The sequence below is a fragment of the Idiomarina sp. X4 genome (assembly GCF_002808045.1).
Lineage (GTDB): Bacteria > Pseudomonadota > Gammaproteobacteria > Enterobacterales > Alteromonadaceae > Idiomarina.
The window spans coordinates 21,855-47,811 of sequence record NZ_CP025000.1 but is presented as its reverse complement, the minus strand read 5'-3'; the positions used below and the strand labels follow the sequence as shown (position 1 = coordinate 47,811).

Here is a 25,957-nt window from a genome sequence, read left to right as displayed (position 1 = left end):
ATTAGGTAGTCGAATGTTTGAGACCAACGCAACCTACAACAACATAAAAGAAATGCGTGAGCGCAGTGATGCGCTTAGGGGGTATCTTTGACTATGATGCAAAGGTAGAGCGTCTGGAAGAAGTGACCCGCGAAATGGAGCAGCCTGATGTCTGGGATGATCCGCAAAAAGCGCAAGCTCTGGGAAAGGAGCGAGCCAGTCTTGAACAAGTGGTTGAAACCTTAGACAAGTTGCAGCAAGGTCTGGATGACGTAGAAGGCCTGGTTGACCTGGCAGTGGAAGCTGAAGACGAAGACACTTTTAATGAAGCTCAGGATGAATTGTCTGGCCTGTTAAAACAGCTGGAAACATTAGAATTTCGCCGGATGTTCTCTAAAGATAATGACAGTGCTGACTGCTATCTGGACATACAGTCAGGATCTGGCGGCACTGAGGCTCAGGATTGGGCCAATATGTTATTGCGGATGTATCTGCGTTGGGCCGAAGCACATGACTTCAAAGCCGAAATTACCGAGCTGTCAGAAGGTGATGTAGCCGGTATTAAATCAGCAACAGTGCGAGTTGCGGGTGAATATGCTTATGGTTGGCTTCGTACCGAAACCGGTGTGCACCGTTTAGTTCGCAAGTCTCCGTTTGACTCGGGAAACCGTCGCCATACATCGTTCGCATCGGTATTCGTTTATCCGGAAGTGGATGACGACATCGATATTGAAATTGATCCTTCAGATTTGCGTGTGGATACTTACCGAGCTTCGGGCGCGGGTGGTCAGCACGTCAACCGGACAGATTCTGCGGTTCGCATTACTCACGAGCCGACAGGTATTGTGGTGCAGTGTCAAAGTGATCGCTCGCAGCATAAAAACCGTGACTCAGCGATGAAGCAATTAAAAGCGAAATTGTACGAGTTTGAGTTACAGAAACAAAACGAAGAAAAGCAAGCGCTGGAGGACTCTAAAGCGGACATCGGCTGGGGCAGCCAAATTCGTTCGTATGTATTAGATGACGCGCGTATTAAAGATTTACGCACTGGCGTTGAAAACCGCAATACGCAAGCTGTGTTAGACGGCGCTTTAGATCCATTTATTGAAGCCAGCTTAAAAAGCGGGCTGTAAGTTTAATTTAAGTATCCCGACAGAGGAAAATCGATAATGACTGATAAATCGCAAGCACCCGAAGTAGATGTAAACGAACAGATCGCGCAACGAAAGGCGAAACTGTCGGCGCTTCGCGATAAGGGTATCGCATTCCCGAACGATTTCCGTCGGGACTCGCTGGCAGCTGATTTGCACGCAGACTACGATAATGTCAGTAAAGAAGAACTGGCAGAGAAGGGGATTCGCGTTAAGGTGGCCGGACGTATGATGACCCGCCGTATTATGGGTAAAGCAAGTTTTGCCACTATTCAGGACATGAGCGGAAAAATTCAGCTTTACGTTGCTCGTGACAACTTGGCGGAAGGTTTTTATAACAGCGAATTTAAGAAATGGGACTTAGGCGACATTATTGGTGCGTCAGGTACGCTGTTTATTACTGGTACCGGCGAGTTGAGTGTTCAAGTTGATGACGTTCGCTTGCTGACCAAAGCTTTGCGCCCGTTACCTGATAAGTTCCATGGTTTGGCGGATCAGGAAACGCGCTATCGCCAGCGTTATTTGGACCTGATTACCAACGATGAATCGCGTAATACTTTTGTCGTGCGCTCTCAGGTGATTGAATACATTCGTCGTTTCTTAAGTGAACGCCAGTTCCTGGAAGTAGAAACGCCAATGATGCAGGCCATTCCAGGTGGTGCGTCGGCACGCCCATTCAGTACACATCATAATGCGTTGGATATGGAACTGTTCCTGCGTATCGCGCCAGAGCTTTACTTGAAGCGCTTGGTCGTTGGTGGCTTTGAGAAGGTGTTTGAAATTAACCGAAACTTCCGTAATGAAGGACTGTCGACACGCCATAACCCAGAATTCACAATGCTGGAGTTCTACTGGGGTTATGCTGACTACCATGATCTTATGGACTTAACGGAACAAATGCTTCGAGGTGCAGCCGAAGCGGTTCTTGGCTCTGCTCAGTTTACCAGCCAAGGCGTAGACTACGACTTTGGTAAGCCGTTTGAGCGTATGACCGTACTGGAAGCTATTTTGAAGTACATGCCGGAAGTAAAGGAAGAGCAACTGAAACACATGGATAGCGCGGTAGAAATTGCTGAGCAAGTCGGTGTGAATGTCCAGTCTTCATGGGGTTTGGGTAAGGTACAAATCGAAATTTTCGAAACGGTTGCTGAACACCGTTTAATTCAGCCAACCTTTATTACAGCTTACCCGGCAGAAGTATCACCACTGGCGCGCCGAAATGACGAAGACCCGTTTGTGACCGATCGCTTTGAGTTCTTTGCTGGCGGCCGTGAATTAGCGAACGGTTTCTCTGAGCTTAATGACGCAGAAGATCAGGCTCAGCGTTTTCGGGAACAGGTTGAGCAAAAAGAAGCAGGTGACGATGAAGCAATGTTCTACGACGAAGACTACGTGACGGCGTTAGAGCATGGTATGCCGCCAACGGCCGGTGAAGGTATCGGTATTGATCGCTTGGTTATGTTGTTGACGGACTCAGCGTCTATTCGTGACGTACTGCTGTTCCCACACATGCGTCCCAAAGCAGACTAAGCAATCGCTTAGAAATTGCTCAGAAAACGCATTAGCTGCTATAGTCAGTTAATGCGTTTTTTTATGGGCGGCTTTTATGTACTATTCTGAATTCTCTACCCCGCTGGGCACTATGTATGCGGTTGCCGACAGTCAACATATCCTTGGTTTGTATTATCAGGGGCAAAAATACTGCCCGGATATGAGTCAATATCAATACGAACCAGAGCAGTGGTTATTAGAAGCCGCAACGAGGCAGATTCAACGTTACTTTTCAGACCCCTGTTTCGAGTTCGATCTTCCTCTAAACCCCAACGTTACCTCGTTTCAAAAGAGCGTCTTAGAGGTGCTTCGACAAATTCCCGCAGGTGAAACGTTAAGTTACCAACAAGTGGCTAACAGACTTGGTAAACCTACGGCAACCCGAGCGGTGGCCAGTGCTATTGCAAAAAATCCGGTTATTATCGTTATTCCCTGTCATCGAGTTATTGGACAGGATGGCTCTTTGAGAGGCTTTGCGGCGGGACTGGAGCGTAAGCGACAATTGCTGGTTCGAGAAAAAGGCAGTAGTAGGGCTGCTGCCTAAAACGAAAAAGCCCGACTTCTCAGCCGGGCTTTCATAAAACAGATTCAGCGACTTTAGTGGTCTTCGCCGTCTGTGTGCACGTGACCGTGCTCAAGTTCTTGCTCAGTTGCGTCGCGTACTTCAACAACTTCTACGTCAAAGTTCAGGTTAACGCCTGCTAGTGGGTGGTTACCGTCTACAGTAACTTCGTCGTCTTTTACGTCAACGATAACAACAGACTGCTCGCCTTGGTCGGTGCTTGCGCGGAACTGCATACCAGGTTGAACTTCGTTGTCGCCGAATAAGTTACGTGGAACAGTTTGGATTAAACCGTCGTGACGCTCGCCGTACGCTTCTTCTGGTTTAACTTCAGCAGTGAAGCTATCGCCAGTCGCTTTGCCTTCCAGTGCATTTTCAAGACCAGGAATTAGCATTCCGCGGCCGTGAATAAAGCTAAGCGGGTTGCCTTCTTTAGACTGGTCCAGGGTCTGGCCATCTTCTGTTTTCACAGTGTAATGGATAGCCACGACTTTGTTCTGTGCAATGGTTTCGCTCATAAAAATTAACCTAATTGATAAGGCAGTGAGTGTATTTCCAGTAGACTTGCGTCGTCACCCTGAACTCGAATAGCGGTGTCAGCGTCAATATCGCTGGGTAAAACCGCTAGTAAGTCCGTTTGTGTGTCGGTGCGGTTCACTGCCATAATGACCGTACCTGCACGACGCCAGTTTTCACCAATGGCTTTCTCTAATTGTTGTCCCGGCTCCACAGCTTGCGCCACTTTGCCTGACAATCGAAAGAGTGCCCGTTTCTGTTTGCCCAAGTATTTCATTCGGGCAATAGTCTCCTGGCCGATATAACATCCTTTGTCGAAACTGACTCCGTCCCACGCTTGTATGTTCAACATTTGCGGCACAAACGCTTGACTGTTCTCTACTGTCAATTGTGGACGGACTCGTTCAATTTCCAACGCATCCCAAAAGGGCTGCGGATAGTCCGTAGATATTGCTTGTCGACTTAGCACAATAAATTGATCAGGTTGTTGACCAACGTGCAATGTCAGACTGTCAGCAGGCAAAGCGTCTTTTGCCTTATTGCCTATAAAGCCGGCGACGTGCCAATCGTTGCTAACATCCTCAATGTCGACTTTACTAAACACACCGTACTTTTTGAATTGCGCTAAAGAGCCCTCAAGAGCGCTTTTGTGCATGACAAAAAATGCAGTGTCGTCATGTCGAAGCAACCAAAAGTTACTGAATGCTTTCCCCGTAGGATCGCAGTGTGCGCCATATAACCAATCTTCCTGGTCGAGTTTGCGCACATCACATGTCAGCTGTCCTTGTAAAAAGCTGTCAGTGTCTTCGCCAGAAACCGACAGGATACCATAGTCCGTTAGTTCAACGGAAAGGCAATCCTCATTCGAATCCATTAAAGCTTGTTTTAACTCGACCACAATGACTCCTTATTGGATAGCTTACATGCTAATATTAGGGCACTGATTGAAATTACAAGGGCAATTGCTGCGGAGATTTTATGTTCCCGAAACAGTCTGAAGAAGTTTTAAAGGACAAGCGTCGTTTAATATGGGCCTGCCGCCGGGGCATGCTAGAGCTTGACGTGCTTTTTGAACCTTTTGTGAAAGAAGCTTACGACGAGCTCAGTGAAGAACAAAAAGCGGTATTCCGCCGTTTAGTGACCTGTGATGATCCCGATTTATTCGCTTGGTTTATGGGGCACAAAGAATGCCCTGATGAAGAATTAAAAGGGATGGTCGACTTTATGTTGTCACGCGTAAAGGTCTAAGCGCTGGACTTTTACTTACTCAACCGACCTCAAGAACCGCTGTCCGGAACGTTCTGTGGGCGTCATTGGTGGTGGCAGGGCATTGCCTGCAAATTGTTTGGCAAACCACTGGTCGTTGGAAATATATTGGTTTTATTGCCCTTAGAGTCATTAACTGACTCCGGCGTTAATGTTAAATCGTGGGTGTGGATTTGGTGGTTTCGACTGCCGCCTGAGCAACAAGCACAGCTCAGACGGCAACTGTCACAACTAACCTAGTGATTTTTTAACGTGTTAGGTGTTAAGACTGTAGGCTCTGCTTTTTCTAGAGTGTCTGGATAGTCTAACGTGTAATGTAAGCCGCGGCTTTCTTTTCGCTCTAAAGCGCACCGGACAATTAGCTCGGCCACTTGAACTAAGTTTCGCAGTTCCAGTAAATTATTACTGACTCGGAAGTTCGCATAATACTCGTGAATTTCTCGTTGCAGTAATTCAATTCTATGCAGAGCACGCTCCAAACGTTTTGTGGTACGCACGATACCAACATAGTCCCACATAAATAGACGCAGTTCGTGCCAGTTATGTTGAATTACAACCTCTTCGTCTGAGTTACTTACCTGGCTTTCATCCCACTTGGGTAGGTGCGTTTGTGGTTTCTCTGACGACTGCTGAGATAAAATATCCTTCGCTGCAGCTCGGGCAAACACAAGACACTCCAACAACGAGTTACTGGCCATTCGGTTAGCGCCATGTAAACCTGTACAAGCCACCTCTCCAACGGCATATAAATTGGGCACATCCGTTTTGGCATTTAAGTCCGTACGCACACCACCGCAGGTGTAATGCGCCGCCGGCACGACAGGAATCGGCTCACGACTCATATCAATGCCTAGTGACAAGCATTTGTCCATAATGGTGGGAAAGTGCTGCTCGATAAACGCTTTGGGCTTGTGCGAAATATCAAGAAACATACAGTCCGCGCCCAAACGCTTCATTTCATAGTCAATAGCGCGTGCAACAACGTCACGAGGCGCTAATTCGGCTAGCTCATGAAATTCTGGCATAAAGCGGGAGCCGTCAGGGCGCTTTAAGACAGCACCTTCACCACGCAGTGCTTCTGTTAACAAAAAGCTTTGCGCATTTGGGTGAAACAAGCAGGTAGGATGGAACTGATTAAATTCCATATTAGCGACACTGCAGCCTGCGCGCCAAGCCATGGCAATGCCGTCACCACTGGCGATATCCGGATTACTGGTGTACTGATAGACTTTACTGGCTCCGCCGGTCGCTAAAACCACAAAATTTGCGGCAATCGTTTCTACCTGCTCTTCCATTCGGTTCCAAATATAGGCGCCATAGCAGCCAGGCTCCGCACCAATACGCTGTCCGGTAATTAAATCGACGGCGTTGTAGCGCTCTAATACAGTAATGTTGGGGTGTTTAAGAACCTGCTCTTGCAATGTAGTTTGCACAGCGCGGCCGGTCGCATCAGCCGCATGTAAGATACGCCGGTGACTGTGTCCGCCTTCGCGGTTCAAGTGATACGTCGGCGATTTACCGTTACTTTTAACCTTGTCGAAGCCCACGCCAGCATCAATCAGCCATTGTAGACTGGCGCGTGCATTTTCTGTGGTAAACTTAACTGCTTCTGGGTCACAAAGACCGGCACCCGCTATAAGGGTGTCCTCAATATGGCTTTCAACGCTGTCGTTTTTATCAAATACAGCAGCAATACCGCCTTGAGCATAAAATGTTGAGCCCTCGGTAAGGGCGCTTTTACTTAATACTGTGACTTTTAACGTGTCGGCAAGTAGCAGGGCGGAGGTTAAGCCTGCGGCTCCTGAGCCAACAACCAGCACATCGCATTGATAATTTGCTGCAGGTTCCATAAAGTACTCATTAAGAATTTTGGATGATTTTACGCATTTGCTGAAATATTTGCGAACTTTTTACAAGCGGCTTGGTCACAGTCTGTACAAACAGGACGGGCCGCCAGTTCCAGCAGTTCCTGGGTAAAGGGAGAACAGGCTCGGATGAGCGAACAGGTGAACGACCAACAACTGGTCAAAAAAGTACAACAAGGTGACAATCGGGCTTTTGATCTGTTGGTAAAGAAGTATCAGCACAAAGTCATGAGTTTGATATCCAGGTACGTAAAGCAACCCGGAGACGTTGCAGATGTCGCGCAAGAAGCGTTTATTAAAGCGTATCGCGCACTGCCCAACTTTCGTGGCGACAGCGCATTTTATACATGGTTGTATCGAATAGCGGTCAATACGGCGAAGAACCATTTAGTTTCGCAAGGCCGTAAGCCACCGGCATCAGACATTGATGCCGAAGACGCTGAATACTACGAAGGTGCAGGAGCGCTAAAAGACGGTGCGTCACCAGAAAGCCACATGCTGACAGATGAAATCAGAAATGTGGTGATAAAAACCATTGAGGGACTGCCGGATGATTTGAGGCAGGCCATTACGTTAAGAGAAATTGAGGGCCTTGGTTACGAGGAAATTGCGCTAGAAATGGACTGCCCAATAGGTACGGTTCGTTCTCGTATTTTTCGTGCCCGAGAGGCCATAGATAACCAACTGAGACCGTTGCTGGAACGGTAAATTGAAGAGGGGCTTATGTCTCGAAAACTATCAGAAGTTACATCAGCTTTGTTTGACAGTCAGGACGTCGACGCAAAAGAGCTTGATGATGTATTAAATGATGAGCAGTCGGCTCAAACCTGGCATCGTTATAGTGTTGCACGGGCCGCTATGAAAAATGAATTAGATTCGAGCGTGGAGCTGGATATTAGCCAACGTGTGAGTGCGGCTATTGAAAACGAAACTTCGAATGTTATTAAACCTGGTTTTGGTCAATCGAAAAGTCAGAATAAAGCAGCATCAAAATGGTTCCAGCCGTTGGCAAAAGTAGCTGTTGCGGCTAGTGTTGCCGTTGTTGCGGTAATGACAGTTCAAGTTTATCAACAGCCAGTAACTGCCGACGGTGTCAGTGCGGAGCCTGCATTGTTGACTAATCCTATTGGTGGTCGTGAGCCGGTTAGTCTGAATCACGTTGAACCAATGTCACAAGTCAGTGATCAGCAGCGTCGTCGTCAGGTGCAGTCGTATTTAATCGATCATCAGCAGCAATTAATGTTGCAGCAAAAAGAAAGTGATGAGAAAAAAGAGCAGGAGCTCAACAAAGGTAATTAATTCCATGATAACTCGGTTGTACCAGTCACTGATAGCCGCTACTGCCATTGTATTTATGTCGGTCGCAAGTGCTCAGGAAACGCAAAAGGAACTTGACGGTGAGGGCTGGTTTGACCGTATGTCACAAGCGCTGACAACCCTCAATTTTGAAGCCTCTTTAGTGCATGTTCATGGTCATCAGATAGAACCCTATCAGTGGTTCCAGTCTGCTAATTCGCCGCAAAATCAGGAGCTGCTCATTCGCATGAATGGCCCTGATTTTCGTATTTTAAGGCAAGGTGATCGTGTTGCCCATTTTCATACTTCGGCGAGTAATTACTCATTAATTGCTGACTCAGTTTCTGTCATCCTTCCGGAAGCGTTCACTAAGCCTTTTGCGAATTTAAAAGACACCTATCAGGTAAGTATCGGTGGTGGTGCTCGAGTATTAGGTCGAAACGCTCAGCATCTGCGAGTGATTAGTCGGGACAACCAACGTTACAGCTATTCACTTTGGGTCGACAGAGCGTCAGGCATGCTATTAAAAATGATCATGCATGATCAGCGTGGTGATATTGTTGAACAAATGCAGCTGACCAGCTTGTCTATTCGTCAGGACTCGCCTGGCGTTTTAAAAGAAATTACTAACTTGGAAATGCCGCCGTTACTAAGCGACATTCGCATATTTAACAAACCTGGCTTTTCCGTTAAACCCAGTTGGCAACCGCAAGGTTTTGAACTGGTGAATAAACAAAGTCATCATCTTGTTTCGGAGTCGACATTGGTTGACCATTATTTGTATTCGGACGGTTTAACAGAATACTCTGTGTATATTGCGAGGCTAACCGAAGATATGGAAACGGATGTGGCGCTGTCTTCCTCACAAACTCTGTTCACAATGCGTTATAATGACTACTTAATTACCGTCGTCGGGCAGGTGCCTCTCAGTATCGCTCAACGAATAGCGCAAGAAGTGAAGTAATGAAAGAATTGGCAGAAGTGGTTGCCATCGACGGCAACCGGGTTACTGTAACCACGCAATTAAAAACCGCTTGTTCAGGCTGCGCACAAGTATCGACTTGCGGTGCTGGCATTCTGAGTAAAGTTTTTGCCGACAGAAACGCGCAGTTTCATGTGGTGACTGACGAGCCTGTCGCGGTCGGTGACCGAGTCGAGCTCGATGTGCCGGAGCAAGCCGTTACTCAGTTCGCACTCATGTTATATGGTTTGCCTATCGTCGCTTTATTGGTTATTGCTATCGCGCTACAAAGCGCTGAGGTTGTTCATGAAGGCATTACAATTTTATTGTCTTTTGCGGGCTTCGCATTAACGTTTTTAGGTTTGCGAGCGTGGTTCCGTCGACGTGACATTAAAATCAACCAGTTGGTACGAATAAAAACGGTATAGTGTAGCTTTTTCAAATCTCACCAAATAAACCATAAAAACCTTTGTTCTTGCGCCTAACATGAGTATGATCGGGGCTAATTTTTGAAAGTCAGAATTTAAGTTTTACAGAGGTATCATCAATGCCGGATAAGGCGTTCAAGCAAAGTAATATTCGTAACTTTTCTATTATCGCTCATATCGACCACGGAAAGTCCACACTATCTGACCGGCTTATACAGCATTGTGGCGGCCTTACAGACCGGGAAATGGCGGAGCAAGTCCTTGATTCTATGGACTTAGAGCGCGAACGCGGCATTACTATCAAAGCGCAAAGCGTTACGCTTTATTACACGGCAAAGGACGGTGAAACCTATCAGTTAAACTTCATAGACACCCCCGGGCACGTTGATTTTTCTTATGAAGTATCTCGCTCACTGGCTGGCTGTGAAGGTGCACTGTTGGTTGTTGATGCGGCACAAGGCGTTGAGGCACAAACCTTAGCGAACTGCTATACCGCTATTGAGATGGATCTGGAAGTGGTTCCGGTTCTGAACAAAATCGACTTGCCGCAGGCCGATCCAATGGCCGTGGCACAGGAAATTGAAGAAATTGTTGGGATTGAAGCTGTTGATGCGGTTCAGTGTTCCGCGAAAACCGGTATTGGCATTGATGACGTTTTAGAGCGCATTGTGCGTCAAATACCACCACCGCAAGGCAGTGAAGAAGAGCCGCTACAGGCACTTATTATTGATTCTTGGTTCGACAATTATCAGGGCGTTGTTTCCTTGGTTCGTGTGCGCAATGGTACGCTGCGGGCGGGCGAGAAAATGACCGTGATGTCCACGGGGCAGTCGTTCCAGATTGATAAAGTCGGTTATTTTGATCCCAAACCCCACGAAACAGGCGTCTTGCATACTGGCGAAGTAGGCTACGTTATTGCGGGTATTAAAGATATTTTAGGTGCGCCGGTCGGTGATACCCTGACAAATACTCGAGCGCCTGCCAAAGAGCCTGTACCAGGCTTCCAAAAAGTGAAGCCACAGGTCTACGCTGGTATGTTCCCAATTAGCTCTGACGACTATGAAGCATTCCGCGATGCGTTGGGTAAGTTGGCTTTGAATGACGCATCGCTATTCTATGAGCCTGAAAACTCGGCCGCGCTTGGCTTTGGCTTCCGTTGTGGCTTCCTCGGTATGTTGCACATGGAAATTATCCAGGAGCGACTGGAGCGAGAATACAACATCGATCTTATTACGACGGCGCCAACCGTTGTGTATGAAGTCGAGAAAACCGATGGCTCGATTGTCAAAGTCGACAATCCGGTAAATCTACCACCGGTCAATGATATTGAAACCATCTACGAGCCGATTGTGGAAGCCAGCATACTGGTACCACAGGAATTCTTAGGTAACGTTATTACACTGTGTGTTGATAAACGTGGTGTTCAAACTGGCATGACGTATCACGGTAAGCAAGTGTCTGTGACCTACGAAATTCCGATGGCGGAAGTGGTGATGGACTTTTTCGACCGTTTGAAATCCTGCAGCCGTGGTTATGCGTCGCTCGATTATCAGTTCAAAAAGTTTGAACCTGCGGACATGGTTAGGGTCGATATATTGATTAACGGTGACCGAGTGGATGCACTGGCAATGATAACGCACCGCGATCACGCAGAAGGGCGTGGTCGTCTGTTGGTGGATAAAATGCGCGAGCTTATTCCACGACAAATGTTTGATATTGCTATTCAGGCAACCATTGGTAACCATGTTATTGCGCGTTCTACGGTAAAACAGCTGCGTAAAAACGTAACCGCGAAGTGTTACGGTGGTGACATAAGCCGTAAGAAGAAACTATTACAAAAACAAAAAGAAGGTAAAAAACGCATGAAGAACCTGGGTAATGTTGAAGTACCTCAGGAAGCCTTCCTTGCGGTTTTAAAAGTAGGCAAATAGGAAATGGCCAATTATTTCTCATTAATTTTAACGGTAGTCACTATCGTATCAGGGCTGCTTTGGCTATACGATGCGAAGTTTTTAAAACCTAAACGTCAGGCAATAGTTGCTGAGGTTGAAAAAAAGACCACAAGTCCGCTGACAGAAGAGCAAGTAGAGCAGTTAGCACCGCAACCTAAGTTAATGGAACTGGGGCAGTCGATATTTCCGGTTATAGCCTTGGTGTTGGTGGTAAGAACGCTGTTGTATGAACCGTTTCAAATTCCGTCAGGCTCCATGATGCCCACGCTCCTGCGTGGCGACTTTATTTTGGTGCAAAAATTTGATTACGGCATAAAAGAGCCACTATTTCAAAACACCGTCATAGAGACTACTGAGCCGGAGCGTGGTGATATAGCCGTATTTAAATACCCTGAAGAGCCAAGCATTGACTACATTAAGCGAGTTGTTGGCTTACCGGGTGATCGCATTATTTACCGAAATAAAACTTTATACATTCAGCCCGCGTGTGAAGAAGGGCGTCGAGACTGTCCTGAAATGGCCGTTATTCGAACGCAATTAAAGGACGATGGTGCTTATTTTTCGGGCTCTTCACCACTTAAAACCTACGAAGAACGTTTAGGTGACGTTAAGCATGACATTTTAGTCGATCCGAGAGTCGCATCACGTCGTGCATTTTTCTATGACCAGCCGGGTACCCAAAGAGATGAATGGGTTGTGCCGGAAGGACAGTATTTTGTCATGGGTGATAATCGAGATAACTCACGTGACAGTCGTTACTGGGGATTCGTGGACGAAACCTTGCTGGTGGGTAAAGCGGTATTCATTTGGATGAGTTTCGAAATGGATCGTGGACAAGACAGTTGGTTGCCTTCTTGGGTGCCAACCGGTATTCGATTTGAAAGGCTGGGGAGTATCGAGTGAGTTTACCCAAACCACCGTTAACTGAACTGGAGAGTATTGTCGGGCACGAATTCCAAAAGCAAGATGTGCTTAAACAAGCTCTCACGCACCGCAGTGCCTCATCAAACCATAACGAACGCCTGGAATTTCTGGGCGATTCTATTTTAGGGCTGGTAATAGCTGAAGCTCTATTTAAAAAATTTCCGAAAGTCGCTGAAGGTGACTTAAGCCGGATGCGAGCCGCTATTGTTTGTGGACGCTCTTTGGCGAAGCTTGGTAAAAAGATGGGCCTGGGGGACTTCCTGTCGTTAGGTCAGGGAGAACTTAAAAGTGGCGGCTATCGGCGGGAATCGATACTGGCCGATGCGGTAGAAGCCATTATTGGTGCTATATATTTAGACAGTAATATGGATACGGTTCGAGCCGTTATTCTTAAATGGTTTGAGCCACAGCTCGATGACATAAAGCCGGGCGTAAGCCAAAAAGATCCGAAAACACGTCTGCAGGAATGGTTGCAGGCCAGACAGAAGCCTTTGCCGGAGTATGACGTTATCGCTACGCAAGGGCAGGCACATAATCAACAATTTACGGTTCACTGCGTTATTGAGGGGCTAGCAGAGCCCTTTAAAGGCAGTGGAACCAGCCGTCGCAAGGCAGAACAAGCCGCTGCGACTTCAGCACTAGAACATTTGCAGGAGCGTAAATGACGCTTGATATAGAACTCGACGACAACAAACACAGCGGCTTTGTCGCGATTGTTGGACGCCCGAATGTGGGTAAGTCGACGCTGATAAACCGAATACTCGGCCAAAAAATCAGCATTACCTCGAATAAGCCACAAACTACGCGCCATCGTATATTAGGCGTTGATACAGACGGTGACTGTCAGGCGGTCTACGTTGATACTCCCGGCATGCACATTGAAGAACCACGGGCTATTAACCGTGTTATGAACCAAACGGCGTCCTCCGCGTTGAAAGACGTAGACTTAGTCTTGTTTGTTGTGGACAGCCTGAAGTGGCTGGAAGACGACAAAATGGTGCTGGAAAAAGTACAGCGCAGTAAAGCGCCGGTCGTATTGTTGGTCAATAAGGTTGATCAGGTTAAGAACAAAGAGAAGTTATTGCCGCATTTACAGTGGTTAAGCACACAACATAAGTTTGCAGAAATATTGCCGATATCAGCAACCCACGGTGACAATCTTGATGAGCTGCGAAAAATTGTGCGCGGCCATTTGCAGCCCGGCTTTCATTACTTCCCGGAAGATTATGTAACTGATCGCTCGGTACGTTTCATGACCGCAGAAATTGTGCGTGAAAAACTGATGCGGTTTACTGGTGATGAGCTGCCCTATGAAACTACGGTGGAAATTGAGCAGTTCGGTCACTCAGAAAAAGGCACGACACATATTCATGCACTTATTCTGGTTGAGCGTGAAGCGCAAAAACGCATGATCATTGGTAAAGGCGGTGAACGCCTTAAGACCATAGGCACTGAAGCGCGTCGTGACTTAGAGCGCCTGCTTGACAACAAAGTGCTGCTCAAGCTTTGGGTGAAAGTGAAATCAGGTTGGTCTGACGACGAGCGTGCCTTAAAAAGCTTAGGGTATCGCGAGGACTAGGGCGTGATTCAGCGAGCCTTAGTGTTGCATCGCTGGGACTTTCAGGAAACCAGTCTGCTGCTGGACGTGTTCACAGAACAAAACGGGCGCGTCCGTCTTATTGCTAAAGGGGCAAAGCGACCTAAAAGCCCCTGGCGAGGCTTGGCTCAACCTTTTGTTCCATTAAAAATTGAATATAAAGGCCGTAGCGATTTAAAAACATTAACGCTACTAGAACAAGACACTCAATTAATTAATACAAGACTCAATGGTAACGCGCTCTATAGCGGCTTTTATCTAAACGAATTATTACAGCGCCTACTGCCGGCAGAAGCCGAGGCTCAAGAGTTGTTTCAACACTACTGGTCTGCAATTGCGGCGTTGGCTGAGTCAAGCTATGTCGAGCCGGCGCTGCGACGTTTTGAATGGCAGCTACTTGAACATTTGGGCGCAGCGTTTGACTGGCATCACGACGCAGATACCGGTCAACCGTTAAAAGAGCTTGAGTACTGTTATTTCGTGCCTGATCATGGATTAGTATCGGTGCCTAGGTACAACGATGACAGAGCCTATGCCGTCAGCGATATTGAACGTATTGCTAACTGGGATATTAATGACGAACACCGCTTAAAACAGTTAAAGTGGATAATGCGCGAAGCACTTCACGTGTACCTGGGCGATAAGCCACTGCGCAGCCGCGAACTGTTTCAGCAAAGAAGGAAGTAATCATGAGAGCATTACGCTTAGGGGTAAATATTGATCACGTTGCGACGTTACGCAATGCACGTGGTGTACGTTATCCAGACCCGGTCGCGGCGGCCAGTATAGCTGAGCGTGCCGGCGCCGACGGGATTACCATTCACTTGCGTGAAGACCGCCGTCATATTACGGATCGCGATGTGGCGATGCTTAAGCAAACGTTGAATGTACCCATGAATTTAGAAATGGCCGTGACCGATGAGATGCTGGAAATAGCCATAAAAACACAACCAGCCTATAGCTGCTTAGTACCCGAAAAGCGCGAAGAGCTGACCACAGAAGGTGGTTTAGACGTTGCCGGTCAAGTCGAAAATATCGCTAATGCTACCAAGCGTTTAACGGATGCAGGTATTCAGGTGTCTTTGTTTATTGACGCTGATCGCAAGCAAATCGATGCGGCAAAAGAAGCCGGGTCTCCTATAATTGAATTGCATACAGGCCAATACGCTGAAGCCGACACGGAAGAAGAGCAGAAGAAAGAATTGGTCCGCTTAATGGAAGCGGCGGAGTACGCGCATTCTATTGGTTTGCAGGTTAATGCTGGTCATGGACTTCACTACCACAACACATTCGACGTCGCGCAAATTCCGCAAATGGTCGAACTGAATATTGGTCACTCTATTATTGCCCGCGCAGTTTTAGATGGTCTGGATAAAGCTGTCCGCGATATGCGGGAAATACTTGATAAGGCAAGATAATGGCAATAGTAGGACTGGGTACGGACATTATTGAAGTGTCCCGTATTGAGAAGTCGTTAGCGCGTGGCGACAGCTTGACGAAGCGCGTACTGACTCCTAAAGAGCAGGAAGAAATGAGCGCATCGGTCGATGAAGCTGCGTATTTGGCGAGACGATTTGCCGCTAAAGAGGCTTGTGCTAAAGCCTTTGGGCGCGGTATTTCTGCGGGACTATCTTTTCAGCATATGCAGGTTGTCCATGACGATTATGGAAAGCCCAGTTGGTATTTTACCGATACCGCTGCCCAGTGGATTAAAGAAATGGGTGTTGTTGCCAGCCATTTGTCCATTAGTGATGAAAAGCACTACGCCGTGGCAACGGTGATTTTAGAGTCTGAATAAAATAGGTTAAATACAACCCAAATGGCGCAATTTTTTAAGCCACAAAAGCGTGGCAAAGCCGTTAGTAAAACTCTCAAAGCCCAAGTTTCTGGGCTTGATCATCAGGCGCGAGCGGTTGTTCGCGGCTCCGGGAAAGAAACGGGCAGAAAACCACAAACCCGGTTTATTATGGGCGCTTTACCCGGCGAGGTGATTCAGTACAAAACCGCCGGTAAACACAGTGGTACGCTTGAACGTATTCTCGAGCCAAGCGCCGACCGTCGTGATGCGCCCTGCAAATATTATGAGCAATGCGGTGGTTGCGATTTTCAACATGTCGATGAAAGCTACCAACAGCGCCACAAACAGCAAGTGGTGGAAGAGCTGTTTCAGAAATTCGGTGTGTTTGACGCTACGACTGAACGCCTGCCCTGGCAAGCACCATTAGTCAGTGAGCCGACTCGATATCGTCGGCGTGTTCGCTTGGCCACCCGCTGGCTCGGTAAAGAGCAGAGGTTACTGATTGGTTTTCGGGAAGCGCAAAGTCATCAAATTGTGGCCGTTGAAGACTGTCTGGTCGCTGACGAGAACTTGCTACAGGCCGTAAATAAGCTTTATCCGGTCCTGAATATTTCAAATATCGCAACTAAGCTTGGGCATTTAGAAGCGATTCACACCAACAAGTTGGTCATTTTGTTACGCATAACGGGCGATCTGCCAAAAGACGCTATACAGTCACTTGCGAACTGGCAGACAGAGCAGAATATCGATATATGGCTGCAAAGCGATAACGAGTTAACACCTCTGAACAATGCAAGTTTACCTTTTGATACTTCCATAGACGCTGACAAGCTTTACTTTCAGCCTGGAGACTTTTTACAGGTTAACGGTGGTATTAACGAACGCATGGTGCAGCAAGCGATAGGCTGGCTAGCGCCGGAAAAAACGCAACGTGTGTATGACTTTTTCGCGGGTATTGGTAACTTCAGCGTTCCTTTAGCCCGACGGGCTCAGTCCGTGCTGGCTGTGGAAGGTGTGTATCGAATGGCGGAGCAAACACGCAGTAACGCCGAGGCTAACAGACTGGATAATTTAACGGCACTTGCGGCTGACTTAAATGACATCACCGCATCTGAGCTGGGTGAAGCGGCTGATTTATGGTGTTTAGATCCGGCTAGACCCGGCGCAGAAGGCGTTATGACGTTGCTGAAAAAGTTGAAACCCGAACAACGGCCAGAGCGCATAGTGTATATTTCGTGCGCGCCGGACACACTCGCGCGAGACGTTGCCGCTATTGTTGGTCTAAAAAGCAATAAAAAGACCTCCGACTACCGTATTAGCAAGCTCTGCACAGTTGACATGTTCCCGCAAACGCATCACATTGAAACCATGGTTTGTCTGGAGCGAGCGTCTTAAGTCATGGTCCATGTACGCAGTACCCACGTGGATGATCCCAAATACAAAGACAGTGAGCAGCATTGGCTGAACGCTGTGAGTGATCCTGAGCCACTGGAAACGACCTTAGAGCAACTAAAACAACAGTTTCCAAAAGAAGAAGCCGCGCTGCTAAAGGGCCAGGAAATGGTGGAAATTCTGGCGCCGCTTAAGTTGGACGCGGAATCACTGCTGGCGGCTTTGTACGTACCACTGCTGGAATCCGGTAAACTTGACCTCGATAAGCTCACCGGCAAACAGTCGAAAACGCTCATTGTGCTGTTGCGCAACGTACAGCAAATGCAAAGCATTAGTGACTTACAACATTTTCAGCACGGCCAGCCTGACGGTACTCAAATAGACAATGTACGACGTATGCTGCTGTCTATGGTAGAAGACGTACGAGCAGTGCTCATAAAGTTGGCTGAACGTATTTGCTACCTGCGCGAAGTGAAAAACGCCGACGAAGAGACACGGGTCTTAGCTGCCAAGGAGTGTTCGGAAATATATGCGCCTCTAGCCAATCGTTTAGGTATAGGTCAGCTTAAATGGGAGCTGGAAGACATCGCCTTTCGGTATTTGCACCCGAATACCTATAAAACCATTGCCAAACGCTTACATGAGCGTCGTACCGATCGCGAGCAATACATAGAGAACTTTGTTGCTGACCTGCAAAACGCGCTGGATGAACAACAAATACAAGCCGAAGTTTATGGCCGGCCCAAACATATTTATTCGATTTGGCGCAAAATGCAGAAAAAACATCTGCAATTTGAACAGCTATTCGACATACGTGCGGTCCGCATACTCACGCACAATTTAAAAGACTGCTATGCCGCGTTGGGCGTTGTGCATTCGCGCTGGCGGCATATTGCGTCTGAGTTTGACGACTATATAGCCACGCCCAAACCGAATGGCTATCAGTCCATTCATACGGTAGTAGTCGGGCCAGAAGACAAAAGTGTCGAAATTCAAATTCGCTCGCATGACATGCATGACGATGCGGAACTGGGTGTTGCCGCACACTGGATGTATAAAGAAGGCTCGGCAACCGGCAAGCGCCATGGTTTTGAGGATAAAATTGCCTGGCTGCGTAAGCTGCTGGCATGGCATGAAGACATGGCCGGCAGTGAAGGGCTGGTTGATGAAATTCGCTCGCAGGTTTTTGAAGACAGGGTGTATGTATTCACGCCAAAAGGTGAGGTTATGGACTTACCTATGGGCTCAACGCCGCTCGACTTTGCGTATTACATTCATAGTCAGGTTGGACATAAGTGCATTGGCGCCAAAATTGACGGGCGCATTGTGCCTTTTACTTACCAACTGCAAAACGGCGACCGTGTTGAAATTCTGACTCAGAAAAACGCACAACCGCGACGCGACTGGCTGAACCCACAACTAGGGTATTTACATTCCTCTCGGGCAAGAGCCAAGGTTCATACCTACTTTAAAAAAGAAGACCGAGATAAAAACCTGCATGCCGGCAAAGAGCTGCTCGAGAACGAGCTGCAGAAGTACGGTATTCCGCTTAACAAGGCTACAGACGTTTTAGAGCGCTTTAATGTCAGCAACTTAGACGACTTATTAGCAGCTATTGGCGCCGGCGATGTGCGCTTGCATCAGGTTGTTAATCAGCTCAAGCCGGATACAACCGAAGCTGAAAAAGTTGAGCAAATTAAGAAGCGCACCAAGGTTGCTAAGCGTAAGGTCGGCAGCACGTCAGAAGTAGTGATTGAAGGTATTGGTAACCTCATGATGCAATTTGCGAAGTGTTGCGAGCCATTACCGGGCGAGCCGATACGAGGCTTTATTACGCAAGGACGTGGCGTTTCGGTACACAGACGAGACTGTGAGCAGTTAGCGCACTTGCTGAACCAACATCCGGAACGTGGCATTGAAGTCAGTTGGCCTCGTCAGACGCATCAGGATTATCGAGCGGAGCTACGCATTTCAGCGCTAGACCGCAGCGGATTGCTGCACGACATTACCAGCGTGTTGGCGAATGAGAAAGCCGCTGTCATGCAAATGGACAGCGATGCTGACAGCCAGTCTCAAACCGCCACAGTAGTATTGGCTTTGGCCGTCAAAGATAACGAGAGCCTGCAGCGTATTAGTCAGCGCTTACGGCAAATTAATGGTGTTGAACAGGTACAACGGGTGTAAGCCCTAAAGGTTTTTATAAATGTCGAGTGAATTTAATGGTGTCGCCGAGTTAACTGAAGTCATGCGTCGGTTGCGCGACCCCGAGGGAGGCTGCCCCTGGGACTTAAAGCAAAATTTTGAGTCACTGCTGCCTTACACCATCGAAGAAACCTATGAAGTGGTGGATGCGATTCAATCGGGCGATATGGCAGCCATTAAAGACGAGTTAGGTGACTTGCTGTTCCAGGTGGTGTTTTATGCGCAGCTGGCTAAAGAGCAAGGCGACTTTGTGTTTGATGACATCGCCGTGCATACCGCTAATAAGTTGATTAGCCGTCACCCTCACGTATTCGGCAGTGATGCTGAACGCCATCTGTCTGACGCTGAAATAAAGGCCCAGTGGGAACAAATAAAACAACAGGAGCGTACTAAGAAAAACGCTCGTGGTTCCGTATTTGACGACATACCCAGTCAATTGCCTAGTATTTTAAAAGCTGCCAAACTGCAAAAGCGCGCCGCTTCTGTCGGCTTCGATTGGCCAGAAGCGGAGCCGGTATACGATAAAATCGAAGAAGAAATACAAGAAGTCAAAGAAGCGACTGAGCAAGACCACATTGAGGAGGAAATTGGTGATCTGCTGTTTGCTGTTGTAAACCTCGCACGCCACAAACAAGTGAACCCTGAAGCTGCACTGCAACGCGCCAACGAAAAGTTCAAAAGCCGCTTCCAAAACATAGAGCAACGTCTCAGTGATCAGGAAAAACAGCCGTCTGACTGCAATTTAGATGAGCTAGAAGCTTTGTGGCAACAAGCTAAGAAGGTGTAAATTTTAATCAACACCTGCCGATAATACGGTTACGGACTATACTGAAGTCAGTGATAGCCGATTTTGCAGGAACACCATCATGCCTATTAATCCAACCAATTCCGTAACAGGCTCTGGCAAGCCTAACCCTAATAGCGTAAAAGCCGAAGCTAACGCTGATAATCGCGATGTTAAAGACGCAAAGGCAGAGTCGAAAAAAGCCTATAACGCTGCGATATTAGCGGCGCATGAAAAGGTCTCATTAAATAGTAATAATGAGTCATTAAGCTTACTGTACAAGACCGCCCTCGAAGGTATTAATGCCGAGCTTGAGCCTGTCATGGGCAAGAACGCAGCGAAGAAAATTTACGAATCCGGCGTCGATACTTCCCCTAAAGCCACGGCTGATCGCATTGTTTCCTTTGCCACCAACTTTTACAGCCGTTATAAAGAGTTAAATGAAGGCGACTCTACAGAGGAAACGCTGAGTAACTTTCTGGAGCTCATAAAAGGCGGCATCGACAAAGGCTTTAAAGACGCGGTTACTATTTTGCAAGGCTTACAAGTCTACGAAGGCAAAGTAGAAAGCGACGCTGACGAAACCTATAAGCTAATAGAGCAAGGTCTTGAAAGTTTCCGCGAGCGGGTGCTTGAAGAAGCGAAGAAGCAAGGCGATTCTGACGGGGAAACTGACGACCAAAGATAGGTAGCCGCCTATTTGCTTTTCTGAGTCAAAGAAATTATCGTAGTTAACGTTTTTATAACGACTCGCTTAGCGCTTCATATGTGCTGAGCGAGGCTACTTTATACAGCACAGAGGAAGTGGTATGACTAAACGCTTTAGCGTTGTTGCTTTATTCAGCATTTTAGTAATTAGTGGTTGTGCAACGGCTCCCACTAACATTGAGTATCCCAACTTACCGATTGTGGATAATGAACTTGGCAAATCTAAGTGGGCGCAATTAGAACGGTTCCCGGCAAGATATCCTCAGCAAGCCGTTATTAATTCGCTAGAAGGTTGCGCCACTGTTGAATACGTAATAACGCCAGACAATAACATCAAAGACATTGGGGTCGTTAAGGCGACTAACAAACATTTTGCCGCCGCAGCCAAAGACGTTGTTACCAACTGGAAGTGGGGTAAGCTGCCCAAAAACATTATCGCTGAGCCAGTAAAAACACAAACGCGCTTCGACTTCTGTTTCGATAAGGCTGGTCAGGCGTGTTCAGCAGTAGAGCCAGAATACTCGTGCCCGGGTGAGGATATTATTTATTCTCGCGGAATGATGCTGCAGTAACAGGAGGAAGTAATGACGTCGCTAAAACAACCTCTTTTGAATCTATGGGCTGGCATTTGCTTGCTTGTTTTTACTGTAGCAGTAATTGATATTGTGTTCTTTTGGTCCGATACAGGCTATGACTGGATGTTTTTAGGTAAAAATGTGCTTTATGCAATTGCTACTGGCTATTGGGTTTGGAGGCTTTTAATCCAGCCTTATCGAAAACGGAATGCGCTTGAAGCTGAGAGTTCGTAGTGATAATCATGAATACATCAGGTTTAAGCATATTAATTATAAAAACTTTAATGGTCGCGTCGGGTCTTGCAATATCTGTACTTGGGATTTTGGTGCTATTCAATAATTATTCAGAGCCTACTGGGCTTTTGCTTAATTTAAAGACTGCAATAGCTGGAACTATGGTTTTTTTGGGAATAGGTTTTCTTATTCTTGCTTTTAACTCAATTGGAAGAAAAACTACGAACAAGGAATAGTTAGAATATGACTATCCAGCTCAAACGCATCTATGACGACGCATCATCTGACGACGGTTACCGAGTGTTAGTGGATAAACTCTGGCCTCGCGGTATTTCAAAAGACGCAGCAAGGCTTGACGAGTGGATAAAAGATATAGCGCCTTCGGATGAACTTCGTCAATGGTTTCATAGTAACCGCTCGGAGTGGGGCGAGTTTCGCAATCGGTATTTGCATGAATTAAAAGAACACAAAGAGGACTTACGCGACCTGGCCAGCAGGGCTAGTAGCGAAAAAGTCACACTGTTGTATTCTTCTAAAGATACTGAACACAACAATGCCGTAGTGCTGAAAGAGTATTTGAATAAGCTGCACTCTGAGCAATGTAACTAGGAGACTCCCATTAAATACCTCTGGGTAGTGATTTTTACCATAGTTTTAGTCTGGTCGGGTATTAACCCTAAAGACCAGTTTACCTGGTTGCTTGAAGTAGCTCCGGCGGTAATTGGGGGGATGCTGTTGGCACTCACCTATAATTCATTTCGTTTAACACCTTTGCTGTACGCATTCATTCTGGCGCATTGTGTGGTTTTAATGGTGGGCGGACACTACACATACGCGGAAGTACCTTTTTTTGACGGATTATTCGGCGCAGAACGAAATAACTATGACAAGTTAGGTCACTTCTTTCAGGGCTTTGTTCCTGCGCTATTGGCAAGAGAAATATTAATTCGAAAGAATATTGTGAACGGGGCTGTCTGGCGCAACGTTATTATTGTTTCAATATGCCTGGCCTTTAGCGCCTTTTACGAGTTACTGGAATGGTGGGTTGCCCTTGCAACCGGCGAGGATGCTGAAGCCTTTCTTGGTACTCAGGGTTACGCTTGGGATACCCAATCTGACATGGGGTTTGCTTTACTTGGCGCTATTCTTTCAGTACTTCTACTGTCGCATTATCACGATAATCAACTTAAGAAACTATAAAATTTATACGGGTGAACATTTTATTGTTTCTGAATCAAGATAATAAAAAAGGAGTCTCTCTATGGAACAACACGCAGAATACGCCGGTTTTTGGATTCGATTGCTAGCGGTCATTATTGACTCAGTCATTATGCTCATTGTTTTTGCTTTACCAACGTCGTTTATATACGGCCAGGTTTATTGGGAAGGCAATGAAATGATTTACGGCTTCTGGGATTTATTATTGAATTATATTTTGCCTGTGGTTCTTACGGTTTTCTTCTGGGTGAAATATTTAGGGACTCCGGGAAAAATGCTTTTAAAGCTGCGCGTTGTGGATGAAAAAACGGGTGACAAGCTGAGCGTAGGTAAGGCGATTGGCCGTTACTTTGCTTATATTCCAGCGGCTATTCCGTTATTTTTTGGCTTTTTCTGGATTGGATGGGCGAAGCGCAAGCAGGGTTGGCATGATCTGTTAGCAGGCAGTGTGGTTGTCAGAAGTGGAACCAAAGGACCGTTTAAATTCGAAGATATAGACCAATCTAACGGCCAAACTAATTAATACAATCCAGGGTGTTGGAGTTTTAACCACAACACCCTGAAATATCGGCTTTATCACCTGCTTTTACTGCTCGCGCGTCGCGAATAATGCGTATTGCAGAGCGCAACACAACCAAGGCAATTACTGTTGCTATCACTAAGTCTGGCCACGCCATATTGAGCTGAGCGACCAGAAGCGCAGAAATAATGACACCGGTGTTCATGAGCATGTCGTTGCGAGAACATATCCAACTGGCGCGAATATTAATATCGCCGTTTCTGGAGCTGTATAAAAGAGCAAAGCAAGCGATGTTAACCACCAATGCCAAACCGGCAATCCATAACATCATGTTGGCATTCGGTTGGCTGCCGAAGACTAATCGCTGCACTACGTCAGCTAATACTAATAACGCCAATAAGGTTTGCAGCGTACCGTTAAAAATAGCTGCGTTGGCTTTGTATTTAATGGCTTTACCAACAGCGTATAAACTAACGCCATAAACGAGTGTATCAGCCAGCATATCTAGCGAGTCCGCAATAAGACCACTGGACTGTGCAAACCAACCGGCAATGAACTCCACGAAAAACATAACTCCGTTAAGGACTAACACTGTCCAAAGCAGTTTTCGCTGTGATTTATCGATATGATCTTGTGTGGTAGCGCATGAACTGCCGCAGCAGGATGACATAAACGAACTCCCAAATAGACTTTAGCGGGCTTTATATTAGCAAACTGACGTAGTTAAAGACTAGGTTGCGTGCTTTTTCATTTGTCGTCATGACCGACTTTCGGTATACTACTTTCCCGTCTTAAAGCAATCCCAAATTCGACCTGACCAACTGGGTATCACATGGCGACAAACTATATTTTCGTAACCGGCGGAGTTGTATCCTCGCTGGGTAAAGGCATTGCTGCAGCCTCCTTGGCGGCAATTCTTGAAGCACGGGGCTTAAACGTTACTATCATGAAACTGGATCCCTACATTAACGTAGATCCAGGCACCATGAGTCCGACTCAGCACGGTGAAGTATTCGTCACCGTAGACGGAGCTGAGACCGATCTTGACCTAGGTCATTACGAGCGCTTCATACGTACTCGCATGACCAGCAATAACAACTTTACCACCGGCCGTGTCTATGAAGACATTATTCGCCGTGAACGTAAAGGTGAGTTTTTAGGGGCGACCATTCAGGTCATTCCTCACATTACCAACGAAATTAAACGCCGTGTCATTGAAGGCAGTGAAGGCTTCGATATTGCCATTATTGAAATTGGTGGCACCGTAGGTGACATAGAGTCGCAACCTTTCCTGGAAGCTATTCGCCAGTTAGGCACGGAAATCGGGCGTGACCATACCTTATTTATGCATCTGACCTTAGTGCCGTTCTTAGGTGCCGCAGGTGAGGTGAAAACCAAACCAACTCAGCACTCAGTAAAAGAGCTGCGTTCTATTGGTATTCAGCCAGACGTTCTGGTCTGTCGCTCTGACCGCTCACTGCCAGCATCTGAACGCTCGAAAATCGCCTTGTTTACTAACGTAGAAGAGCGTGCGGTTATTGGCTTGCGCGACGTTGACAGCATTTACAAAATTCCGTCCATGTTAAAAGCGCAGGGGCTGGATGAAATTGTGACGCATCGTTTCCGTTTAGATTGTCCTGAAGCCGACTTGCACGAGTGGGAAGAGGTTCTGTATCAAGAGTCGAACCCGAATGGTGAAGTTACCGTCGGTTTTGTCGGTAAGTATGTTGAGCTACCGGATGCCTACAAATCGGTAAACGAGGCGCTGGCGCATGCTGGGCTTAAAAATCGCTTAACCGTTAATATTCGTTACATCGATTCGCAAGACTTAGAAACCAAAGGTACGTCTAAGCTTGAAGACGTAGACGCTATTTTAGTACCGGGCGGTTTTGGTGATCGTGGTATTGAAGGCAAGCTGATTGCCGCGAAATACGCGCGTGAAAACAATATTCCTTACCTGGGTATTTGCCTGGGTATGCAAGTGGCTCTGATTGAGTTTGCACGCAATGTTGCGAGCTTAACGGGCGCGAACAGCACTGAATTTGACGAAAACTGCAGCGATCCTGTTGTGGGGCTTATCACCGAGTGGATGGACGCAAACGGTCAGAAGGAATTGCGTGATAAACACTCTGACTTAGGCGGTACCATGCGCCTTGGGTCACAGGAATGTCACTTAGAAAAAGGCTCGAAAGCGCTTGAAATGTACGGCAAGGAAGTGATTGAGGAGCGCCATCGTCACCGTTACGAAGTGAACAACCATTACATTGAGCCGCTGGAAAAAGCCGGTTTAAAAATTACTGGTTACTCGCACGACAAGCAGTTAGTTGAGATTCTGGAAAACCCGAAGCACCCATGGTTTGTGGCGGTACAGTTCCATCCGGAGTTCACATCAACGCCGCGTGACGGGCATCCGTTATTTAAAGGCTTTATTGAAGCCGCGGGTAAATTCCGTAAAGAGCGCATGGCTTAATTTTAGTC

The 25,957-nt window shown here is 47.0% G+C and carries 29 protein-coding genes; 25 read left to right on the top strand and 4 right to left on the bottom strand.

Features of this window, described 5'->3' with window-relative positions; all coding sequences use genetic code 11:
• Nucleotides 1–13 precede the first annotated feature (13 nt).
• From prfB to CWC33_RS00280, 3 genes are all read left to right on the top strand, one after another.
• Nucleotides 14–1,112 (top strand): peptide chain release factor 2 gene (prfB, locus tag CWC33_RS00290; protein WP_100690320.1). Its coding sequence is split into 2 segments (ribosomal slippage): nucleotides 14–88 and nucleotides 90–1,112, totalling 1,098 coding nucleotides; the frame shifts between segments, so codons are not numbered across the junction.
• 36 nt (nucleotides 1,113–1,148) lie between these two features.
• Nucleotides 1,149–2,660, top strand: a complete 1,512-nt coding sequence (gene lysS / locus CWC33_RS00285) for a lysine--tRNA ligase (protein ID WP_100690319.1) — start codon at nucleotides 1,149–1,151, stop codon at nucleotides 2,658–2,660.
• A gap of 76 nt (nucleotides 2,661–2,736) precedes the next feature.
• A complete protein-coding gene (locus tag CWC33_RS00280) occupies nucleotides 2,737–3,225 on the top strand; it encodes a methylated-DNA--[protein]-cysteine S-methyltransferase (protein WP_100690318.1) in 489 nt (162 codons plus the stop codon).
• A 53-nt stretch (nucleotides 3,226–3,278) separates the two neighbouring features.
• Here the strand turns inward: CWC33_RS00280 and CWC33_RS00275 are convergent, their stop codons facing one another.
• Nucleotides 3,279–3,761 carry an FKBP-type peptidyl-prolyl cis-trans isomerase gene (locus CWC33_RS00275; RefSeq protein ID WP_088768378.1) on the bottom strand — a complete coding sequence of 161 codons (483 nt, stop codon included), beginning with the start codon at nucleotides 3,759–3,761 and terminating at the stop codon, nucleotides 3,279–3,281.
• Between the two features lie 5 nt (nucleotides 3,762–3,766).
• A complete protein-coding gene (ygfZ, locus tag CWC33_RS00270; protein ID WP_100690317.1) occupies nucleotides 3,767–4,657 on the bottom strand; it encodes a CAF17-like 4Fe-4S cluster assembly/insertion protein YgfZ in 891 nt (296 codons plus the stop codon).
• A gap of 80 nt (nucleotides 4,658–4,737) precedes the next feature.
• On the opposite strand from ygfZ, the gene CWC33_RS00265 reads away from it, so the two are divergent.
• Entirely contained in the window at nucleotides 4,738–5,007 is a 270-nt protein-coding gene (locus tag CWC33_RS00265; protein WP_088768376.1) for an FAD assembly factor SdhE, read from the top strand.
• 254 nt (nucleotides 5,008–5,261) lie between these two features.
• On the opposite strand, the gene nadB is transcribed toward CWC33_RS00265, so the two are convergent.
• Nucleotides 5,262–6,875 (bottom strand): L-aspartate oxidase, encoded by a 1,614-nt coding sequence (gene nadB, locus CWC33_RS00255; RefSeq protein ID WP_100690315.1) that lies wholly within the window; start codon nucleotides 6,873–6,875, stop codon nucleotides 5,262–5,264.
• Nucleotides 6,876–7,019: 144 nt separating this feature from the next.
• Between nadB and rpoE the strand changes: the two genes are divergently transcribed.
• The 20 genes from rpoE to CWC33_RS00150 all read left to right on the top strand — a co-directional run bounded on the left by rpoE (nucleotide 7,020) and on the right by CWC33_RS00150 (nucleotide 23,482).
• Complete coding sequence (gene rpoE, locus CWC33_RS00250; protein ID WP_088768373.1) at nucleotides 7,020–7,598, top strand: RNA polymerase sigma factor RpoE; 579 nt, start codon at nucleotides 7,020–7,022, stop codon at nucleotides 7,596–7,598.
• Nucleotides 7,599–7,613: 15 nt separating this feature from the next.
• Nucleotides 7,614–8,189, top strand: a complete 576-nt coding sequence (locus CWC33_RS00245; protein ID WP_100690314.1) for a sigma-E factor negative regulatory protein — start codon at nucleotides 7,614–7,616, stop codon at nucleotides 8,187–8,189.
• A gap of 4 nt (nucleotides 8,190–8,193) precedes the next feature.
• Complete coding sequence (locus CWC33_RS00240; protein ID WP_100690313.1) at nucleotides 8,194–9,150, top strand: MucB/RseB C-terminal domain-containing protein; 957 nt, start codon at nucleotides 8,194–8,196, stop codon at nucleotides 9,148–9,150.
• The gene (locus CWC33_RS00235) at nucleotides 9,150–9,575 is read left to right on the top strand and encodes a SoxR reducing system RseC family protein (protein WP_100690312.1); all 426 of its coding nucleotides are present in this window, start codon (nucleotides 9,150–9,152) and stop codon (nucleotides 9,573–9,575) included. Before CWC33_RS00240 ends, CWC33_RS00235 begins: the two co-directional genes overlap by 1 nt.
• 119 nt (nucleotides 9,576–9,694) lie before the next feature.
• Entirely contained in the window at nucleotides 9,695–11,506 is a 1,812-nt protein-coding gene (lepA, locus tag CWC33_RS00230; RefSeq protein ID WP_088768369.1) for a translation elongation factor 4, read from the top strand.
• Between the two features lie 3 nt (nucleotides 11,507–11,509).
• Nucleotides 11,510–12,430, top strand: coding sequence for a signal peptidase I (lepB, locus tag CWC33_RS00225; RefSeq protein WP_100690311.1), 921 nt, complete (start codon nucleotides 11,510–11,512; stop codon nucleotides 12,428–12,430).
• A complete protein-coding gene (gene rnc / locus CWC33_RS00220; protein ID WP_100690310.1) occupies nucleotides 12,427–13,116 on the top strand; it encodes a ribonuclease III in 690 nt (229 codons plus the stop codon). The genes lepB and rnc overlap by 4 nt, the downstream gene beginning before the upstream one ends.
• Complete coding sequence (gene era / locus CWC33_RS00215; protein ID WP_088768366.1) at nucleotides 13,113–14,030, top strand: GTPase Era; 918 nt, start codon at nucleotides 13,113–13,115, stop codon at nucleotides 14,028–14,030. Before rnc ends, era begins: the two co-directional genes overlap by 4 nt.
• 3 nt (nucleotides 14,031–14,033) lie before the next feature.
• Complete coding sequence (gene recO, locus CWC33_RS00210) at nucleotides 14,034–14,735, top strand: DNA repair protein RecO (RefSeq protein ID WP_100690309.1); 702 nt, start codon at nucleotides 14,034–14,036, stop codon at nucleotides 14,733–14,735.
• Nucleotides 14,736–14,737: 2 nt separating this feature from the next.
• Complete coding sequence (gene pdxJ, locus CWC33_RS00205; protein ID WP_100690308.1) at nucleotides 14,738–15,466, top strand: pyridoxine 5'-phosphate synthase; 729 nt, start codon at nucleotides 14,738–14,740, stop codon at nucleotides 15,464–15,466.
• Nucleotides 15,466–15,846 carry a holo-ACP synthase gene (gene acpS, locus CWC33_RS00200; protein ID WP_100690307.1) on the top strand — a complete coding sequence of 127 codons (381 nt, stop codon included), beginning with the start codon at nucleotides 15,466–15,468 and terminating at the stop codon, nucleotides 15,844–15,846. Before pdxJ ends, acpS begins: the two co-directional genes overlap by 1 nt.
• Before the next feature lie 21 nt (nucleotides 15,847–15,867).
• Nucleotides 15,868–17,241, top strand: a complete 1,374-nt coding sequence (gene rlmD / locus CWC33_RS00195; RefSeq protein WP_100690306.1) for a 23S rRNA (uracil(1939)-C(5))-methyltransferase RlmD — start codon at nucleotides 15,868–15,870, stop codon at nucleotides 17,239–17,241.
• Nucleotides 17,242–17,244: 3 nt separating this feature from the next.
• Nucleotides 17,245–19,422 carry a GTP diphosphokinase gene (gene relA, locus CWC33_RS00190; RefSeq protein ID WP_100690305.1) on the top strand — a complete coding sequence of 726 codons (2,178 nt, stop codon included), beginning with the start codon at nucleotides 17,245–17,247 and terminating at the stop codon, nucleotides 19,420–19,422.
• Nucleotides 19,423–19,441: 19 nt separating this feature from the next.
• Nucleotides 19,442–20,227 carry a nucleoside triphosphate pyrophosphohydrolase gene (gene mazG, locus CWC33_RS00185; RefSeq protein WP_100690304.1) on the top strand — a complete coding sequence of 262 codons (786 nt, stop codon included), beginning with the start codon at nucleotides 19,442–19,444 and terminating at the stop codon, nucleotides 20,225–20,227.
• Nucleotides 20,228–20,306: 79 nt separating this feature from the next.
• The gene (locus CWC33_RS00180; RefSeq protein WP_100690303.1) at nucleotides 20,307–20,912 is read left to right on the top strand and encodes a DUF5610 domain-containing protein; all 606 of its coding nucleotides are present in this window, start codon (nucleotides 20,307–20,309) and stop codon (nucleotides 20,910–20,912) included.
• Nucleotides 20,913–21,033: 121 nt separating this feature from the next.
• Entirely contained in the window at nucleotides 21,034–21,504 is a 471-nt protein-coding gene (locus CWC33_RS00175; RefSeq protein ID WP_100690302.1) for an energy transducer TonB, read from the top strand.
• Between the two features lie 12 nt (nucleotides 21,505–21,516).
• The gene (locus CWC33_RS00170; protein ID WP_100690301.1) at nucleotides 21,517–21,741 is read left to right on the top strand and encodes a hypothetical protein; all 225 of its coding nucleotides are present in this window, start codon (nucleotides 21,517–21,519) and stop codon (nucleotides 21,739–21,741) included.
• 243 nt (nucleotides 21,742–21,984) lie between these two features.
• Complete coding sequence (locus CWC33_RS00160) at nucleotides 21,985–22,350, top strand: DUF488 domain-containing protein (protein WP_100690299.1); 366 nt, start codon at nucleotides 21,985–21,987, stop codon at nucleotides 22,348–22,350.
• A 9-nt stretch (nucleotides 22,351–22,359) separates the two neighbouring features.
• A complete protein-coding gene (locus CWC33_RS00155; protein WP_100690298.1) occupies nucleotides 22,360–22,941 on the top strand; it encodes a DUF2238 domain-containing protein in 582 nt (193 codons plus the stop codon).
• 61 nt (nucleotides 22,942–23,002) lie between these two features.
• Nucleotides 23,003–23,482, top strand: a complete 480-nt coding sequence (locus CWC33_RS00150) for an RDD family protein (RefSeq protein ID WP_100690297.1) — start codon at nucleotides 23,003–23,005, stop codon at nucleotides 23,480–23,482.
• Between the two features lie 22 nt (nucleotides 23,483–23,504).
• Here the strand turns inward: CWC33_RS00150 and CWC33_RS00145 are convergent, their stop codons facing one another.
• Nucleotides 23,505–24,149 (bottom strand): cation diffusion facilitator family transporter, encoded by a 645-nt coding sequence (locus CWC33_RS00145; RefSeq protein ID WP_100690296.1) that lies wholly within the window; start codon nucleotides 24,147–24,149, stop codon nucleotides 23,505–23,507.
• Between the two features lie 162 nt (nucleotides 24,150–24,311).
• Here CWC33_RS00145 and CWC33_RS00140 point away from each other — a divergent pair, with 162 nt between their 5' ends.
• The gene (locus tag CWC33_RS00140; protein ID WP_100690295.1) at nucleotides 24,312–25,949 is read left to right on the top strand and encodes a CTP synthase; all 1,638 of its coding nucleotides are present in this window, start codon (nucleotides 24,312–24,314) and stop codon (nucleotides 25,947–25,949) included.
• Nucleotides 25,950–25,957 lie beyond the last annotated feature (8 nt).

What these genes read in the sequence shown, in the direction of transcription:
- lysS (WP_100690319.1), top strand. Translation starts at nt 1,149, where the DNA reads ATGACTGATAAATCGCAAGCACCCGAAGTAGATGTAAACGAACAGATC.
- CWC33_RS00280 (WP_100690318.1), top strand. Translation starts at nt 2,737, where the DNA reads ATGTACTATTCTGAATTCTCTACCCCGCTGGGCACTATGTATGCGGTT.
- CWC33_RS00275 (WP_088768378.1), bottom strand. Translation starts at nt 3,761, where the DNA reads ATGAGCGAAACCATTGCACAGAACAAAGTCGTGGCTATCCATTACACT.
- CWC33_RS00265 (WP_088768376.1), top strand. Translation starts at nt 4,738, where the DNA reads ATGTTCCCGAAACAGTCTGAAGAAGTTTTAAAGGACAAGCGTCGTTTA.
- nadB (WP_100690315.1), bottom strand. Translation starts at nt 6,875, where the DNA reads ATGGAACCTGCAGCAAATTATCAATGCGATGTGCTGGTTGTTGGCTCA.
- rpoE (WP_088768373.1), top strand. Translation starts at nt 7,020, where the DNA reads ATGAGCGAACAGGTGAACGACCAACAACTGGTCAAAAAAGTACAACAA.
- CWC33_RS00245 (WP_100690314.1), top strand. Translation starts at nt 7,614, where the DNA reads ATGTCTCGAAAACTATCAGAAGTTACATCAGCTTTGTTTGACAGTCAG.
- CWC33_RS00240 (WP_100690313.1), top strand. Translation starts at nt 8,194, where the DNA reads ATGATAACTCGGTTGTACCAGTCACTGATAGCCGCTACTGCCATTGTA.
- CWC33_RS00235 (WP_100690312.1), top strand. Translation starts at nt 9,150, where the DNA reads ATGAAAGAATTGGCAGAAGTGGTTGCCATCGACGGCAACCGGGTTACT.
- lepA (WP_088768369.1), top strand. Translation starts at nt 9,695, where the DNA reads ATGCCGGATAAGGCGTTCAAGCAAAGTAATATTCGTAACTTTTCTATT.
- lepB (WP_100690311.1), top strand. Translation starts at nt 11,510, where the DNA reads ATGGCCAATTATTTCTCATTAATTTTAACGGTAGTCACTATCGTATCA.
- era (WP_088768366.1), top strand. Translation starts at nt 13,113, where the DNA reads ATGACGCTTGATATAGAACTCGACGACAACAAACACAGCGGCTTTGTC.
- pdxJ (WP_100690308.1), top strand. Translation starts at nt 14,738, where the DNA reads ATGAGAGCATTACGCTTAGGGGTAAATATTGATCACGTTGCGACGTTA.
- acpS (WP_100690307.1), top strand. Translation starts at nt 15,466, where the DNA reads ATGGCAATAGTAGGACTGGGTACGGACATTATTGAAGTGTCCCGTATT.
- rlmD (WP_100690306.1), top strand. Translation starts at nt 15,868, where the DNA reads ATGGCGCAATTTTTTAAGCCACAAAAGCGTGGCAAAGCCGTTAGTAAA.
- relA (WP_100690305.1), top strand. Translation starts at nt 17,245, where the DNA reads ATGGTCCATGTACGCAGTACCCACGTGGATGATCCCAAATACAAAGAC.
- mazG (WP_100690304.1), top strand. Translation starts at nt 19,442, where the DNA reads ATGTCGAGTGAATTTAATGGTGTCGCCGAGTTAACTGAAGTCATGCGT.
- CWC33_RS00180 (WP_100690303.1), top strand. Translation starts at nt 20,307, where the DNA reads ATGCCTATTAATCCAACCAATTCCGTAACAGGCTCTGGCAAGCCTAAC.
- CWC33_RS00175 (WP_100690302.1), top strand. Translation starts at nt 21,034, where the DNA reads ATGACTAAACGCTTTAGCGTTGTTGCTTTATTCAGCATTTTAGTAATT.
- CWC33_RS00170 (WP_100690301.1), top strand. Translation starts at nt 21,517, where the DNA reads ATGACGTCGCTAAAACAACCTCTTTTGAATCTATGGGCTGGCATTTGC.
- CWC33_RS00160 (WP_100690299.1), top strand. Translation starts at nt 21,985, where the DNA reads ATGACTATCCAGCTCAAACGCATCTATGACGACGCATCATCTGACGAC.
- CWC33_RS00150 (WP_100690297.1), top strand. Translation starts at nt 23,003, where the DNA reads ATGGAACAACACGCAGAATACGCCGGTTTTTGGATTCGATTGCTAGCG.
- CWC33_RS00145 (WP_100690296.1), bottom strand. Translation starts at nt 24,149, where the DNA reads ATGTCATCCTGCTGCGGCAGTTCATGCGCTACCACACAAGATCATATC.
- CWC33_RS00140 (WP_100690295.1), top strand. Translation starts at nt 24,312, where the DNA reads ATGGCGACAAACTATATTTTCGTAACCGGCGGAGTTGTATCCTCGCTG.